Annotated in this window: 15 protein-coding genes and 1 pseudogene; 7 read left to right on the forward strand and 9 right to left on the reverse strand. The window is 63.5% G+C overall.

Annotated elements, in window-relative coordinates:
• From ACF8FB_RS11970 to ACF8FB_RS11980, 3 genes and pseudogenes are all read right to left on the reverse strand, one after another.
• On the reverse strand, positions 1 to 375 hold a 375-nt coding region (locus ACF8FB_RS11970; protein WP_392511379.1), incomplete at its 3' end, for a hypothetical protein.
• A gap of 2 nt (positions 376 to 377) precedes the next feature.
• A pseudogene (locus ACF8FB_RS11975) lies at positions 378 to 626 on the reverse strand (PAAR domain-containing protein); the annotation flags it as partial.
• A gap of 163 nt (positions 627 to 789) precedes the next feature.
• The gene (locus ACF8FB_RS11980; protein WP_049587623.1) at positions 790 to 2,019 is read right to left on the reverse strand and encodes an acyl-CoA dehydrogenase; all 1,230 of its coding nucleotides are present in this window, start codon (positions 2,017 to 2,019) and stop codon (positions 790 to 792) included.
• Positions 2,020 to 2,159: 140 nt separating this feature from the next.
• Between ACF8FB_RS11980 and ACF8FB_RS11985 the strand changes: the two genes are divergently transcribed.
• Both ACF8FB_RS11985 and ACF8FB_RS11990 read left to right on the forward strand, forming a co-directional pair.
• Positions 2,160 to 3,086 carry a LysR family transcriptional regulator gene (locus ACF8FB_RS11985; RefSeq protein WP_010953387.1) on the forward strand — a complete coding sequence of 309 codons (927 nt, stop codon included), beginning with the start codon at positions 2,160 to 2,162 and terminating at the stop codon, positions 3,084 to 3,086.
• 194 nt (positions 3,087 to 3,280) lie between these two features.
• The gene (locus tag ACF8FB_RS11990; protein ID WP_049587669.1) at positions 3,281 to 4,435 is read left to right on the forward strand and encodes a cysteine desulfurase family protein; all 1,155 of its coding nucleotides are present in this window, start codon (positions 3,281 to 3,283) and stop codon (positions 4,433 to 4,435) included.
• A 7-nt stretch (positions 4,436 to 4,442) separates the two neighbouring features.
• On the opposite strand, the gene ACF8FB_RS11995 is transcribed toward ACF8FB_RS11990, so the two are convergent.
• The 3 genes from ACF8FB_RS11995 to nfsB all read right to left on the reverse strand — a co-directional run bounded on the left by ACF8FB_RS11995 (position 4,443) and on the right by nfsB (position 6,122).
• Positions 4,443 to 4,880, reverse strand: a complete 438-nt coding sequence (locus ACF8FB_RS11995; protein WP_003250527.1) for an RES family NAD+ phosphorylase — start codon at positions 4,878 to 4,880, stop codon at positions 4,443 to 4,445.
• Positions 4,877 to 5,326: an antitoxin Xre/MbcA/ParS toxin-binding domain-containing protein gene (locus ACF8FB_RS12000; RefSeq protein WP_003250525.1), complete on the reverse strand. Its 450-nt coding sequence runs from the start codon at positions 5,324 to 5,326 to the stop codon at positions 4,877 to 4,879. Before ACF8FB_RS12000 ends, ACF8FB_RS11995 begins: the two co-directional genes overlap by 4 nt.
• 142 nt (positions 5,327 to 5,468) lie before the next feature.
• A complete protein-coding gene (gene nfsB / locus ACF8FB_RS12005; protein ID WP_350297660.1) occupies positions 5,469 to 6,122 on the reverse strand; it encodes an oxygen-insensitive NAD(P)H nitroreductase in 654 nt (217 codons plus the stop codon).
• Positions 6,123 to 6,225: 103 nt separating this feature from the next.
• Here nfsB and ACF8FB_RS12010 point away from each other — a divergent pair, with 103 nt between their 5' ends.
• The 3 genes from ACF8FB_RS12010 to ACF8FB_RS12020 are packed head-to-tail and all read left to right on the forward strand — an operon-like array spanning position 6,226 to position 8,663.
• Entirely contained in the window at positions 6,226 to 7,149 is a 924-nt protein-coding gene (locus ACF8FB_RS12010) for a LysR family transcriptional regulator (protein WP_010953383.1), read from the forward strand.
• Positions 7,150 to 7,197: 48 nt separating this feature from the next.
• The gene (locus ACF8FB_RS12015; RefSeq protein WP_003250518.1) at positions 7,198 to 8,028 is read left to right on the forward strand and encodes an AraC family transcriptional regulator; all 831 of its coding nucleotides are present in this window, start codon (positions 7,198 to 7,200) and stop codon (positions 8,026 to 8,028) included.
• A 50-nt stretch (positions 8,029 to 8,078) separates the two neighbouring features.
• A complete protein-coding gene (locus tag ACF8FB_RS12020) occupies positions 8,079 to 8,663 on the forward strand; it encodes a LysE family translocator (protein WP_010953382.1) in 585 nt (194 codons plus the stop codon).
• 39 nt (positions 8,664 to 8,702) lie between these two features.
• Here the strand turns inward: ACF8FB_RS12020 and ACF8FB_RS12025 are convergent, their stop codons facing one another.
• Positions 8,703 to 9,902 carry a sugar transporter gene (locus tag ACF8FB_RS12025; protein ID WP_049587621.1) on the reverse strand — a complete coding sequence of 400 codons (1,200 nt, stop codon included), beginning with the start codon at positions 9,900 to 9,902 and terminating at the stop codon, positions 8,703 to 8,705.
• 205 nt (positions 9,903 to 10,107) lie between these two features.
• On the opposite strand from ACF8FB_RS12025, the gene ACF8FB_RS12030 reads away from it, so the two are divergent.
• Positions 10,108 to 11,424 (forward strand): hypothetical protein, encoded by a 1,317-nt coding sequence (locus ACF8FB_RS12030; protein ID WP_392511380.1) that lies wholly within the window; start codon positions 10,108 to 10,110, stop codon positions 11,422 to 11,424.
• A gap of 109 nt (positions 11,425 to 11,533) precedes the next feature.
• Here ACF8FB_RS12030 and calA read toward each other — a convergent pair whose 3' ends face one another.
• A complete protein-coding gene (gene calA / locus ACF8FB_RS12035) occupies positions 11,534 to 12,586 on the reverse strand; it encodes a vanillin reductase (RefSeq protein ID WP_010953379.1) in 1,053 nt (350 codons plus the stop codon).
• 181 nt (positions 12,587 to 12,767) lie between these two features.
• On the opposite strand from calA, the gene ACF8FB_RS12040 reads away from it, so the two are divergent.
• A complete protein-coding gene (locus ACF8FB_RS12040; RefSeq protein WP_392511381.1) occupies positions 12,768 to 13,673 on the forward strand; it encodes an AraC family transcriptional regulator N-terminal domain-containing protein in 906 nt (301 codons plus the stop codon).
• Between the two features lie 119 nt (positions 13,674 to 13,792).
• Here the strand turns inward: ACF8FB_RS12040 and ACF8FB_RS12045 are convergent, their stop codons facing one another.
• Entirely contained in the window at positions 13,793 to 14,392 is a 600-nt protein-coding gene (locus tag ACF8FB_RS12045) for a TetR/AcrR family transcriptional regulator (protein ID WP_076403271.1), read from the reverse strand.
• Positions 14,393 to 14,419 lie beyond the last annotated feature (27 nt).

Raw genomic sequence — 14,419 nt, forward strand, 5'->3', positions numbered from 1 at the left:
GAAGTAACCAACCGCTCCCCAAAGTGAGGCAATCAAGATCAGCCAAAGGGCTGCTCCCATATCTCGCCTCAACTTTGGGGGGAAATTGTCAAGCTCCGCTTCGTTCAACCAACCGAGGCGTAAATGTAACCTTGGGAATGTGACCAAAGCGCTTACTGTACTCATCAGTAGGCATCGATGCCTTAGGTTTCGTCCGCCCCATACGGGTTTCATCTGCTCAAGATAGGGGTTGCTCGTGATCGCTGAAAGGGCGACATCAAAATCACTCGACAAAGCAATTTTCACATTGATAGCGATCCCCGCAAGGCCCAGGATGAAAGGCGCAATCAGGAATACTATTTGCAACAATGGGGACCAATTGTCAAAGTCAATCATCCAAGTTGTAGCAGCACCTGGGGAAACGACATGCGTTGTGAAACTACGTAGAAACCAGGCTCCAGCGTACCAGGCAGCACTCCTATTATCGGTTGGGAGAAGCGCTCGGGGTTGAAGGTGGTGTGGTCGCCTTCACGGAGCACCATTCGGCCTTCGTCTAGATAGCCGGCCCCCGTCGCAATACAGACAGCACCCGTTGTGGTGACATCGCCGTCTACCGCCTGACCTTTCCCCTCTAGATTGACGCGCATATATGAACTCCCTGTACTTGATTCAGGTTGGAAACCTATCACCAGCAAGGGAGATTCAAGTGGCCTCAGCCAAAATTCAGATACGTCCTACAAGTTGCAGGATTTTGCGCAATCACTGCAGGCGCGGGTTTGATCGCGAATGGGCCGGCGCAGGCTGACGCGTTCACCGCCCGCTACGCAACATCTCCACCGGCACATACTTGCCAATCTCGTATTTGCCAATCGCCGCCCGGTGCACTTCATCCGGCCCGTCAGCCAGGCGCAGGGTGCGCTGCATGGCATACATATAGGCCAGCGGGAAATCGCCGCTTACCCCTGCCCCACCATGTATCTGGATAGCCCGGTCGATCACGTTCAAGGCCACGTTCGGCGCCACCACCTTGATCTGGGCGATCTCGCTACGGGCCACCTTGTTGCCGACGGTGTCCATCATGTAGGCCGCTTTGAGCGTCAGCAGCCGGGCCATGTCGATTTCCATGCGCGAGTCGGCGATCTTGTCGACGTTGCCGCCCAAGCGGGCCAGTGGCCGACCAAAAGCAGTACGCTCCACCGAACGCTTGCACATCAACTCGAGTGCGCGCTCGGCCATGCCGATCGAGCGCATGCAGTGGTGGATACGGCCTGGGCCCAGGCGGCCCTGGGCAATTTCGAAGCCGCGTCCTTCACCAAGGATCACATTTTCGTATGGCACCCGCACATTCTCGAAAAGGACTTCGGCATGACCATGGGGCGCATCGTCATAACCGAACACCGGCAGCGGGCGGACGATCTTCACGCCCGGCGTGTCGGTCGGCACCAGCACCATGGAATGCTGCTGGTGGCGTGGCCCTTCAGGGTCAGACAGGCCCATGAAGATCATGACCTTGCAGCGCGGGTCGCAGGCGCCGGACGTCCACCACTTGCGGCCGTTGATCACCCACTGGTCACCGTCCCGTATGGCGGTAGCAGCCATGTTGGTGGCGTCCGAGGAGGCCACGTCCGGTTCGGTCATGGCAAACGCTGAGCGGATCTCGCCGCGCAGCAGTGGCTCCAGCCACTGGCGTTTCTGCGCCTCGCTGCCATAGCGCACCAGCACTTCCATGTTGCCAGTGTCCGGCGCCGAGCAGTTGAACGGCTCCGGCCCGAGCAACGAGCGGCCCATGATCTCTGCCAGCGGTGCGTACTCCAGGTTGCTCAGGCCAGCGCCGTATTCCGACTCGGGCAAGAACAGGTTCCACAACCCTTCGGCGCGGGCCTTGGCTTTAAGCTCCTCCATGATTGCAGTGGGCTGCCAGCGGTCACCCTCGGCGACCTGGCGCTCGAACACGGCTTCGGCGGGGTAGACATGAGCGTCCATGAACGCAGTGACACGCTCGCGCAGTGCCTGGACCTTGGGCGAATAGGCGAAATCCATCTGGGCTACCTTCACAGTTCGGAGTACGTGGGCCAGAGCCTAGAGCAGCATTGCTCCATCCACCTAGTCTATTTTCCGCGTGTATAAACATTCATAACCGATATATGATCGACCGATAATTCCAACAAAGAGCGGCGCCCATGAACCTTAGCAAGGTCGACCTCAACCTGTTCATCGTGTTCGATGCGATCTACACCGAAGCCAACCTGACCCGCGCCGGGCAGATCGTCGGCATTACCCAGCCGGCAGTGTCCAATGCCCTGTCGCGCCTGCGCGAAACCTTCAATGACCCGCTGTTCGTGCGTACCGCGCAAGGCATGGTGCCCACACCCATGGCGCAGAACATCATCGGCCCTGTGCGCAACGCGCTGGCGCTGTTGCGGACATCGGTGCAGGAAAGCCGCACGTTCAACCCGCAGCAGGCCAACAAGACCTTCCGCATCAGCATGACCGACCTGACCGAGGCGGTCATCTTGCCGCCGCTGTTCCAGCGCCTGCGCCGCCTGGCGCCGGCAGTCATGATCGAAAGCTTCCTGTGCAAGCGCCGCGAGACCACCAAGGAACTCGCGGCCGGCCGCCTGGACTTTGCCATCGACGCGCCACTGAACACCGACCCGCAGGTGCGCCACATCAAACTCATGCAGGACCGCTATGTCTGCGCCCTGCGCCAGGGTCACCCGCTGGCCGACAGCAAGCTGACCCTCGACAGCTACCTGGGCATGACCCACATCCATATCTCCAGCCGCCGCAACGGCCTGGGTTACGTCGACCTGGCGCTGGGCAAGATGGGTGTTCAACGCAAGGTCGCCCTGCGTTCGCAACACTACCTGATGGCGTCACAGGTGTTGCAGCAGACCGACATGGCGATGACGGTTCCCGAGCGCTTCGCCCGTCGCCATCAGCTGCGTTATCAGGCGCTGCCGGTGGAGGTCCCTGCACTGGAAACGCACCTGTACTGGCATGAAAGCACCGACCAGGACCCGGCCAACCGCTGGATGCGCGAACAGATCACCGAATTGTGCGAGCGCGTGGTGGCAGAGGAAGAAAAGGCTCTGGAGCACGCCTGAAGGTGCCGGTGAGGTGCCATTAATAGCCCCTCACCAGACAAAGTAGAAAATTCCATGAAAGTTCTTCGATAGAGAATTTTTTTCTAAAATAATCGCGAATCGACCTGAGGGAAACGAAAAAAATACCGCTGTTGGCAGGTACGCTTACGTCAATGATCGCCGATTTCACGGCCACTGACACGGACCTGCCCTCAATGCCTAGCGCCCCACTCTACTTCGATTACGCCGCCACTACCCCCGTCGACGACCGGGTTATCGAAACCATGCTCGCCTGCCTGGGTAACCAGGCCAACTTCGGCAACCCGGCGTCCAGCGGCCACGCCTTCGGCCAGGCTGCACGTCACGCCGTGGAGCAGGCGCGCCAGCAAGTCGCCGAGTGCGTCGGCGCGCACGCCGAGCAGCTGGTATGGACCTCGGGCGCGACCGAGTCCAACAACCTGGCGCTCAAGGGTATTGCCCAAGGCATCGGCCAGCCCGGACACCTGATCACCAGCCAGCTGGAACACAAGGCCGTGCTCGACACCGTGGCCGAGCTGGAACGTCAGGGCTGGGCCGTCACCCGCCTGGCAGCGGATGCCGATGGCCTGATTCAGCCTGCAAGTGTGCAGGCAGCGTTGCGCGCTGACACCCGCCTGGTATCGCTGATGGCGGTCAACAACGAACTGGGCACGGTCACCGATTTTGCCGCGATCGGCGAGCAGGTGCGTGCCCACGGTGCCCTGCTGCACGTGGATGCCGCGCAGGCCGTGGGTAAGCTGGCTATCGACCTGCGTACGATGGCCGTGGACCTGATGTCTTTTTCGGCGCACAAGGTCTACGGGCCGAAAGGCATCGGCGCGCTGTATGTCGGGCCGCGCGCTCGCGTGCTGATGCGTGCGCAGATGCACGGCGGCGGCCATGAGCAGGGCCTGCGTTCCGGCACCCTGGCGACCCATCAGATAGCGGGCATGGGCAGTGCCTTTGCCTTGGCCGGCCAACCTGGCGACAGCGAGCACCAGCGCCTTGAGCAACTGGCAAGACGCCTGCGCACAGGCCTGCTGGCCATGCCTGGCGTTACCCTGAACGGCTGCGCCAAGCAACGCATTCCCCATACCTTGAACCTGTGCATCGACAGCAAGGGCTTCAACAGCACGGCGCTGGCCGGCGAGCTGGCCTTGTCGACCACCTCGGCCTGCAACTCGGCGAGCAACGCTGCCTCGCATGTGCTGCTGGCACTGGGGCTGGATGAGCGTCAGGCTCGCAACAGTGTGCGTTTGAGCATCGGCCGTTTCAGCACCGAGGCGGACGTGGACAAGGCACTCGACGTGTTTGGCCGGGTGCTGGCGGCAGCATCGGCAGCACTGTGGTGACCACGCCCTAGAACAGGCGGCTGTCCGGCGTGAAATCCTCAACCTGGATTTTCGCGCTCTGCGCCTGCGGGTGCCGTGGGTTGAACAGGTAATTGGTGGTGCTGGGCATGATCGCGCTTGGCACCGGCAGCAGCAATGCCGAACAGTCATCCAGAAAGCGATTGCCCAGCGTTCGGGTCAACTCAGGCTGAGCAGACCAGCCGGGCTGCAAAGCGGGCAACTGCGCCTGGGAAACCGTGTCGGGCAGTTCGATGCGAAGCAAGCGCATGGTGGTAGGGAAATCCTCGGGGTCGATCTCCAGGTGCACCAACACTTCCAGCATCGCCCCAGGAGGGCTGGTGGCGGCATACACCACCGGCCGACCCGCCTGGTGCCAGCGGCCACTTACACGCAAGCCCCCCGTACCGCTCAAGTCTGCATAGGCGCTGATTCGCCACAAAATCACAGGCCATAGCCCTCGGCAATCTGCAGCAGCATTTCTTCGACCTGCGTGGTGCCTTGCTGGGTGGTGAGCATCTGCATCGGCGTCAGCCCCGAGAAGCGTTCCTTGGGCTTGGAAAGCCAGCGTTTGGCCTTGCCCGCTTCACCGAACACGGCCTCGGCCATGGCGGTGATGTGGGCCGAGCGGAACAGCCGATCGCTCTCATCCACGGTCAGCGGTTGGTCACGCTCGATACGGGATTTGAGGGTGCGCAGCGGAATGATCTGGTCGCGCTCCACCGGGGTGAGCACACCGCGTTCGGTCAGCTTTACCAACCAGGTGGCGGCAAAACCATCGGTGATGCGGGTGTGGATTTCGAAATCGCTGGCAAGCTCGGGAATGTCCAGCAGCGCCTGCAGGCGCGCCCGGTACTCGTGGTAACCGTTGTCGCGAAGCACTTCGGCAAGCATGGCATGCTCCTTTTCGGCATTTGCCGACAAGTATGCGGTATATGCCGGGTCATTGCCAGTTTGCCGGGTCGGGCGGTCGAAGCCAGGGCTTTGCCAGGTTGACCGCCAGCATTGCCAGGGCCGCAAAGCGGCCCCAAAAACTTCAGAGGAAGGTGAACACTTGCGATGCCGGCAACCGCGACTTGTTCAGCCCGGCGTTGAAATCCTCCTCGCTGCGGTAACCCAGGCTCAGGATCACCACACTGGTGAACCCACGCTCACGCAAACCCAGTTCGGCATCGAGGACCTTGCTGTCGAAGCCCTCGATCGGCGTGGCATCCAGCCCATGCGCCGCCGCACCCAGCAAGGCAGTACCCAACGCCAGGTAGGTCTGCTTTTCCATCCAGTGCTGCACATCCTTCTGGTCGAAGCGGTGCAGGTTGACGTAGTGACGGCGGCTCTGGTTTTGCCCGGCGCGCGCTTGCTCATCACGGAAACGGCCATCGGCGGCCTCTTGATCGAGCACGGCGTTCAGGTGTTCTTCAGTCATCTCGGTACGGGTGCAGAACACGATCACGTGCGAGGCATCGAGAAGCTTCTGCGTGTTGTAGGCGTAACCCTCAGCAGTGCTCTTGGCCAGGCGGGCCTTGCCTTCGGCCGTGTCGGCGACGATGAAATGCCAGGGCTGGGAATTGACCGACGACGGGCTGTGGCGCAGTTGTTCGAGCAGGGCGTCGACAGTGGCCTGGGGAATGCGGCGTGAGGCATCGTAAGCTTTGGTGGTGTAACGGCGCTTGGCCAGCGATACGGTATCCATGCGACAACTCCAGAGTGAACAGTGGATGTGCCGGGCATCTTATCTTTCCAGCAAAAAAGAAAAAGCGGCACAATGTAACAACACTTTCATCCCTGGAATGAAAATGCTGCGCATCACCGACCTCGAACTGTTTGCCCGCAGCAGCGTGCTGGGGAGCTTCACTGCCGCCGCCCATGAAGCAGGCCTGCTGCCGGGCCAGGTGGCTGCCGCAATCAAACGCCTGGAACGCGACCTGGATGTACGCCTGTTCGCCCGCACCACCCGCAGCCTGCGCCTGACCGCCGAGGGCGAGCGCTACCTGCCAACCGCGCTGAATGTGCTGGAAAGCCTGCGCCAGGGCCATGAAGATCTGCATGGCAACCCCAATAGCCTGCGCGGCACCCTGCAGGTATCGGCCCCTTCCGACATGGGCCGCAACATGCTGCTGCCCTGGCTCAGCGCCTTCCGCCGCGACCACCCGGCATTGCAACTGCGCTTCTTCCTGTCCGACCAGATGGCCGACCTCAACCGCGACCCTGTGGATGTGGCCATCCGCTATGGCCTCAACCAGGATGCCAACTACATCGCCCTGCCACTGGCCGAATGGAACCGCCGCGTGCTGGTGGCCTCGCCCGACTACCTGGCCCGCCACGGCCGCCCGCTCACCCCCGACGCGCTGCAACAGCATGCCTGTCTGCTGTACATGCAGCACAGCCGGGTGTACGACAAGTGGCAGTTGGGTAACCGCACCGTGCAGGTGCGTGGGCCGCTGGTCAGTGACGATGCCGACGTCATCCGCCGCCTGGCCATCCAGGGGGAAGGTATCGTCTACAAGTCGTGGCTGGATGTCAGCGCCAACATCGCGGCCGGTGAACTGGAAATCGTCCTGCCCGAATTGATCGGCGAGCCTACCCCGCTGGCCTTGGTCTGCCCTCATCGCAAGCAGCTCACGCCTGCCGTGACGCAATTGCACCTGTGGCTACGCGAACGCTTCGAGGCCCTGCGCGCCCGGGCCCTGACCAACGGCTGCACAATCGTTCCAGACTGAGCCGGGGGCGTTGCGCTAAGGTAGCCATTTACCCCACGGTACTCGTCCATGAGCAACTGGATCGACTTCAAACAGGACGCCGACACCGGCATCGAGTCGGTCCGTGCGCATTTTGTCGGCCATGCCTATGACCCCCACTGGCACGACAGCTTCCTGGTCGGCGTGACCGAGCAGGGCGTGCAGCAGTTCAACTGCCGCCGGGTACGCCATCGCAGCACGCCGGGGCAGGTATTCTTACTTGAGCCTGGCGACATCCACGATGGCCTGGCGCCCACCGAAGAAGGCTTCACCTATTCGACGCTGTACCTGGAGCCCGCCTGGCTCGACCAACAGCTGCGCGCGCTGTACGAGCACGCGCCGGGCGACAGCCTGCCCAGCTTTGCCGACACCCTGTGCCACGACGAACGCCTGGCGCGGGCCACCGCCCTGGCCTTCCGGGCCGTGCATGACCAGGACTTGCGCATCGTCAGGCAAACGGCCATGGACGATCTGCTGGCCTGCCTGACCCGCCACCTGCACTGGCGCCGCCGCATCAACCCCGACCCGCGCCTGCCGCTGACCGCACAGCGCGCCCGGGACTTCCTGCATGCCAACCTGGAACGCGACATCGGCCTGGAGGACCTGGCCCAGGCCTGCGGCATCGACCGCTTTCGCCTGACGCGTGCGTTCAAGGCAGCGTTCGGCATTGCACCCCATGCCTACCTGATCCAGCTGCGCCTGGCCCGCGCGCGGCGCCTGCTTGCCCAAGGCCAGACACCTGCCGAAGTGGCCGTGGCGTTGGGCTTTGCCGACCAGAGCCACCTGGGGCGCTGGTTCCGCCGCGCCTACCAGTTGACCCCGGCCGACTACCGCAGGCGCTGCTCAAACCTTCCAGACTGAGTGCCGGCGGGCAGCGAGCATGGTGCTTCGATGTTACGGAGCCCTGAACCATGTCACAGTCGTTGTTGCCCTTCATTCTGTTTGCCCTGGTGTCCAGCATCAGCCCGGGGCCGACCAACCTGTTGATCCTGGCCCATGGCGCCCGCCGGGGCCTGCGCGCAAGCCTGGCGCCGATCGTGGCGGCGTGTGGCGCGGCTGCAGCCATTGTGCTGCTCGTCGGGCTGGGGCTAGGCGAACTGCTGCTGCGCTACCCCCTGGCGCAACAGCTGATGAGCTGGGCCGGGGTGCTGTGGCTGAGCAGCCTGGCGTGGAAGATGCTGCGCAGTGCCGCCGCCCCGCTCCATGCGGCCACGGCACAAGGCTTCAGTGCGCTCAGTGCGGCCTCGTTGCAGGTGGTGAACCCCAAGGTCTGGTTGATGGCCGTGGCGGTGGTCGGGGTATTTGCCGCGCCGTCGTTGCCAGTGTGGCAGCTGGCGCTGGTGTTCTTGCTGATCGCTCTGCCGAGCATGGCCGCCTGGGCGGTGTTGGGGGTGGGGAGCGCCCGGTGGCTGCAGGCACCGGGGCGGTTGCGGGTGTTCAACCAAGTGTTGGCGGGGGTTTTGTTGATATCGGCATGGGCTGCAGTATTGGCCTGAGCCTCTACTTGACCGACAAGGGGCCTGAGCGGCCTCGGCTCAACGTGTCAACGCCTCGCGAAAGCGCCGGGTACTGGCAACGGCCAGTACCAGCCCGACCACTGCCACGCTGCCGCCCACCAGGCCGATATCCGCCACATCCATCTGGCTGCTGACGATACTGCCCAGCAGCGCACCACCGCCAATGCCGATGTTGTAGATACCCGAGAACAGCGCCATGGCCACATCGGTGGCGTCGGACGCCAGCTTCAGGGTCTTGGACTGCAGCGCCAGGCTGAAGCTGAGAATGGCCACGCCCCAGAACATGCTCAGCACTGCAAACACATAGAAGTTGCCCGACAGCGGCAACATCAGCAACAGGCACGCGGCGAGTACCCCGATCGAACCTACCAGGAAGCCATGCGGGAAGCGTTCGCTGTAACGGCTGAACAACAATGAACCAAAAACCCCGGCACCGCCGAACAACAGCAGCAACAGCGTGGTGCGGTCGCCGCCGATCTGCGCTACGTGCAGGGCGAACGGCTCGATATAGCTGTAGGCCGTGAACTGCGCGGTAATGACCAGCGTCACCAGCAAGTAGGTAATGACCAGTGCCGGGCGCTTGAACAGGACCGGCAGGCTGCGCAACGAACCGGAGTTCTGGCTGGGCAGCAGCGGCAGCGATTTGATCAGGCAAAGCATGGTGGCTAGCGCTACCCCGGCAATGCTCAGGAACGTGATACGCCAGCCCAGTGCCTCGCCCACCACACGGCCCAGCGGGATGCCCAGGACCATGGCCAGGGTAGTACCGGTGGCCAGCAGGCCCAGCGCCTTGGCCTGCTGGCCCGGCGGCGCCACACGCACCGCCAGCGAGGCGGTGATGGACCAGAACACCGCATGCGCCAGGGCAATGCCGATGCGGCTGACCAGCAGCATGGCGAAGCTTTGCGAAAGCCAGGACAGCAAGTGGCTGACAATGAACACCAGGAACACGAACAGCAGCAGACGCCGCCGTTCGATGTTGCGGGTCAGCAACATCATGGGCAACGAGGCCAGTGCCACGATCCAGGCGTAGATGGTCAGCATCAGGCCGACCTGGGCAGTGCTCATGTCGAAGCTGCGGCCAATGTCACTGAGCAGGGCCACCGGGACGAACTCGGTGGTGTTGAAAATGAAGGCCGCCAAGGCCAGGGCGATGACGCTCAGCCAGCTGCCGCTGCCCGTTGTGGGCGGCAGGTGTGTGGGTATGGGTCCGTTCATGGGTGGAAACCGCTTCTCCGCAGACAAGGCAACAGGTCGCACGCCAGCCACCCGCTTGCAGGGGGCCAACGTACGTTTTTGTTATGGATAGGAATGCCCGGCATGGTACGCGCCAAGCTGGGGCCTCACAACCGCAGGGCAGCCAGAAGGAGTACCATGCGCGCTTTGTGTGAAACGCGTGTGCAACAAGGAGCCCGATCCGCTCATGGACAAGCAACACCCCCAGCAGCAGTGGCAGCAGGCAGTCATCGCCTATGCCCAGGCCGTCAACGACTACGTCGCGCAGGGCCGTGCGCACGGCTGGGACAACCTCGAAGAGCCGCAGGCACCCGCCACCGAACACCTGCTCGACGCCTGGCTGTCAGCCCTGCAGGCAGCCAACCGTCCTGGCGTCGACGAACAGCAGCGCCAGGCATTCCGCAAGGCCTGGCCACCCGCACACCACCCCTTGATACCGTTGCTCGAAGACCACGGCCAAGGCATCAGCCATGTCCTGCTGCTGGAAGATGGCAGCCTGCTGGCCCGCATCGGCATGCCTTACGACAAGGGCCAGGTGGTGCGTATCGACCACCATGGGGTAACCCCGGTCATCGGCATCGAACACTTTGGCCGCTGCCCCGCGCGGCGCTACTTCGCCCTGGCCAATGCCGAGGGCGTGCGTGTGACCGATGGCTGGGGCGGCCCGCAAGTGCAACGCCTGGCCTGGCCCACGGGGCTGGAGGGGTTGCCGCCAGGTTACCCGTTCGAGCCGTTCGACCTGCCGCCCACACCGACCGCGCTGATCCCCTTCCCCGATGGCCAGCGAGTACTGCTGGTGAGCGCCGAAGGTATCTTCGTGCTGGCCACTCAAGGTGCGACTCGCCTGCTGCCACAGCAGGCACGCGTGCTCGAAGAGCTGGCCGAGGGCACCGACCCGGACGACATCAGCCTGGGGCTGAGCATGGAGCATGGTGCGGTGTCGGCGGATGGCCGGCTGATCGTCGTGGGTGAGCAAGGCAGCCGACATCTTGTTCTGGACGAACGACTCAAGCCGCTGGCGCACATCGGCCCGGGCAGTGAATACCCGCACTTTGCCTTGTTCAACCGCGCGGGGGACCAGTTGATCGTCAATGCCTGCCATTTCTACAGCGGTGCCACGCTGGCCGTGAGGGTGGCAGACCTGCACGGGCTGGATACCGATTACTACAGCCAGGACCCGCGTACCCCGCTGGTGCAGGATGGCGCAAGGGTGTATGCGGGGGTTGCGCGCGATGGCGAGTACATCGTAGGGGATGCCTATGGCTACCTGCGGGCGTTTGGCGAAGAGGGTACGGAGCATTGGCAGCATTACCTGGGCTCGACCATCAGTGCGATGGATATCAGCGCCGACGGGCAAACGCTGGTGGCGGCGAGCCATGCGGGGGTTATTTCGGTGATTGCGCTGGATAGCGGGCGGCCCGAGTGGCAGATCGGTACCGGGGCGCACGGCGAGGTGCGGCGATGGTTGTTCTGGAAGGGCTGGGACAAGCCAATGGCCTGGTAAAACGGCTGCATCGTTGCTGCCTGTACGGCCCCACCGCGCGCAAGCCCTACATCACCCCTGTGTAGGAGCGGGCTTGCCCGCGAAGAGGCCCGTACAGGCAACCGATCAATCAGCCCTGTAGCGTGGCCATGTCGATCACGAACCGGTACTTCACATCACCGGCAATCATCCGCTCATAGGCCTGGTTGATGTTGCGGATATCCAGCATCTCGATATCGCAACGGATGTCGTGCTCGGCGCAGAAGTCCAGCACTTCCTGAGTCTCGGCAATCCCCCCGATCAACGACCCCGCCAGCACTCGGCGCTTCATCACCAGATTGGCCGCATGCAATGCCGGGTCGATCGGTTCGATCAGGCCGACCAGGATGTGCACACCGTCGAACTTCAGCGTTTCCAGGTACGGGTTGAGGTCGTGCTGCACCGGAATGGTGTCGAGCAGGAAATCGAAACGACCGGCAGCGGCACGCATCTGCTCGGCATCGGTGGAGACGATCACATGGTCGGCCCCCTGGCGGCGCGCTTCCTCGGCCTTGGCTTGGGAGCGTGTGAACAGGGTCACTTCCGCACCCAGGGCCTTGGCCAGTTTGATGCCCATGTGGCCCAGGCCGCCCATGCCGAGGATGCCGATCTTGTGGCCCGGGCCAACGCCGTGGTGCTTGAGCGGCGAATAGGTGGTGATGCCGGCGCACAGGATAGGTGCAGCGCTGGGCAGGTCCATGCCGGCCGGTATGCGCACCACGAAGTGCTCGCTGACCACGATGCTGCTGGAATACCCCCCCATGGTGTTGCTGCCATCGACCCGGTCCGGGGTGGCGTAGGTCATGGTCGGGCCTTCGAGGCAATACTGTTCCAGGTCCTTGGCGCAGGCTTCACAGGTACGGCACGAGTCGACCATGCAGCCGACGCCCACCAGGTCACCGACCTTGTGCGCGGTGACCTTGTCGCCCACCGCCGTGACCCGGCCGATGATCTCGTGGCCCGGCATCAGCGGGTACACGGCAATGCCCCATTCGTTGCGCGCCTGGTGGATGTCGGAGTGGCACACGCCGCAGTACAGGATGTCGATGGCGACGTCGTCCGGGCGCGGGCTGCGGCGTTGAAACGTCATGGGGGCCAGGGGGCTGGTGGGGGTTTGAGCGGCGTAACCGATGGCGGTATACATGCAGGGCCTCGCAGTGAAGTGAAACGATTCAGGCGACGCATTTTGCGCGTCGTTCGCCGCCTCGCCCACGGCTGATTCTCCGGCATGCATGCCTGATTCTACGAAGATGCCAACCCGTAGCTGGCGCCACGCCCTCAATCTGCGATGATCAAGCTGTCTGATTCTCTGCCCTTGGTCCACCATGCAACTGACCCGTCACGTCGATGCCAATGCGCCGCTCTGCTCACTGATCCGCAGCCTCGCCACGCGCCCGGGCTTCGTGCCCACCCTCCTGCCCCAGGTGCAGGTGCTGAGCTGGGACCACTATGTGGCCAGCAGCCCACAGATTTACGAACCCAGCCTCATGATCCTGGCCCAGGGCAGCAAACTGGCGCGCCTGGGGCCGCGTACCCTGGAGTACGGTGCAGGGCATTACCTGGTGCAGGCGTTGTCGGTGCCGTTCATGTGTGAAACCTTTGCCACCCGCGAGGCGCCGCTGTTGGGTGTGGCGGTGGGCATCGACCGTGGCGTGCTGGGCGAGTTGGTGCAGAGCATGGGCCTGGCACCGGACGCTGAAGTGCAGGCGCAAACCCCGCAATCGATGACGTCGGCGGCACTGGATGCGCCCATGCGCGAAAGTGTGGAACGGCTGCTGCACTGCCTGCAGGACCCGCTGGACGCCAAGGTACTGGGCCCGGCGCGCGTACGCGAGGTGCTGTATACCGCGCTGCGCGGCCCGCAGGCCGGTGTGTTGCGGGCACTGGTGGAGCAACAGGGGCACTTCGCCCGCATCGGCGCCGCCCTCGCCCACCTGCGCGAGCACTACGCCGAGCCGCTGAGCGTGGAGGCACTGGCTGCGCGCGCCAACATGAGCGTTTCGACCTTCCATGAACACTTCAAGCGCTGCACCGACATGGCGCCGATGCAGTACCTGAAGCGCTTGCGGCTACTCAAGGCGCAGCAAATGCTGATTGGCGAAGGCCTGGGCGTGGCACAGGCTGCGCACCGGGTGGGCTATCAGAGCACCTCGCAGTTCAGCCGCGAGTACAAGCGCCAGTTCGAACGCAGCCCGGGGGATGAACAGCCCTATCAAAGCTTGCCTGTGTAGCGAAGCCATGCTCGATCACTGTGGGAGCGGGCGCGCCCGCGAAGCAGACAACGCGGTGGATGGCACCGGCTATGCCGGTGTTCGCGGGCCCGCCCGCTCCCACAATGGTCTCATGCGCTTCATGTTTGCCGCTCGACCATGGCGATAATTGCGGCCTTGAGCTCAGCCTTGGCCTGCCCGGCCTCCAGTTCCCCTGCTGCAGCCGCCTGGGACAGTGCATCCGCTGCCCCCACCAGCAGGCGCATGCCGGCAACCCCTACATTGCCGCTGGGCGAAAACCCGGCCAAGGCTTCGCGGCACTTGTCCAGGAACGGCTGCTCGTACGCCCGCTTCAGCGCCTCCATTTCCGGCGACCCGGCCAGCGCTGCCGACACCCCAGGTATCTCCCGGCCCTGGCTCATTACGCAGTCCACGTAGGCCTCGGCGATCACCCGGGCGCGGCTGGCCAGGCTGGCTTCACAGCTGGCCAAGGCTCGCGCCAGCATCTGCGACTGACGCGCATCGTATTCCTGGTACAGCGCCACCAGCAGCCCGTTGCGGGTCTCGAAATGGTCGTAGACCACCGGCTTGGTCACCCCCGCCTGTTCGGCCAGGCGGCCCAGGCTCAAGGCATCGGTACCCTCCTCCCGCACCAATTGCCAGGCCATATCCAGCAACTGCCTGCGTCGGTCGTCGCGGCTCAGGCGCTTGCGGGAACGTGCTTGATCATCGCTTGACATCGTATACCTACCAAAAGTAACTTACTA

Origin of the sequence: Pseudomonas sp. yb_2 (genome assembly GCF_043103905.1) — a bacterium.
In the GTDB taxonomy this organism is placed as follows: Bacteria; Pseudomonadota; Gammaproteobacteria; order Pseudomonadales; family Pseudomonadaceae; genus Aquipseudomonas; species Aquipseudomonas alloputida.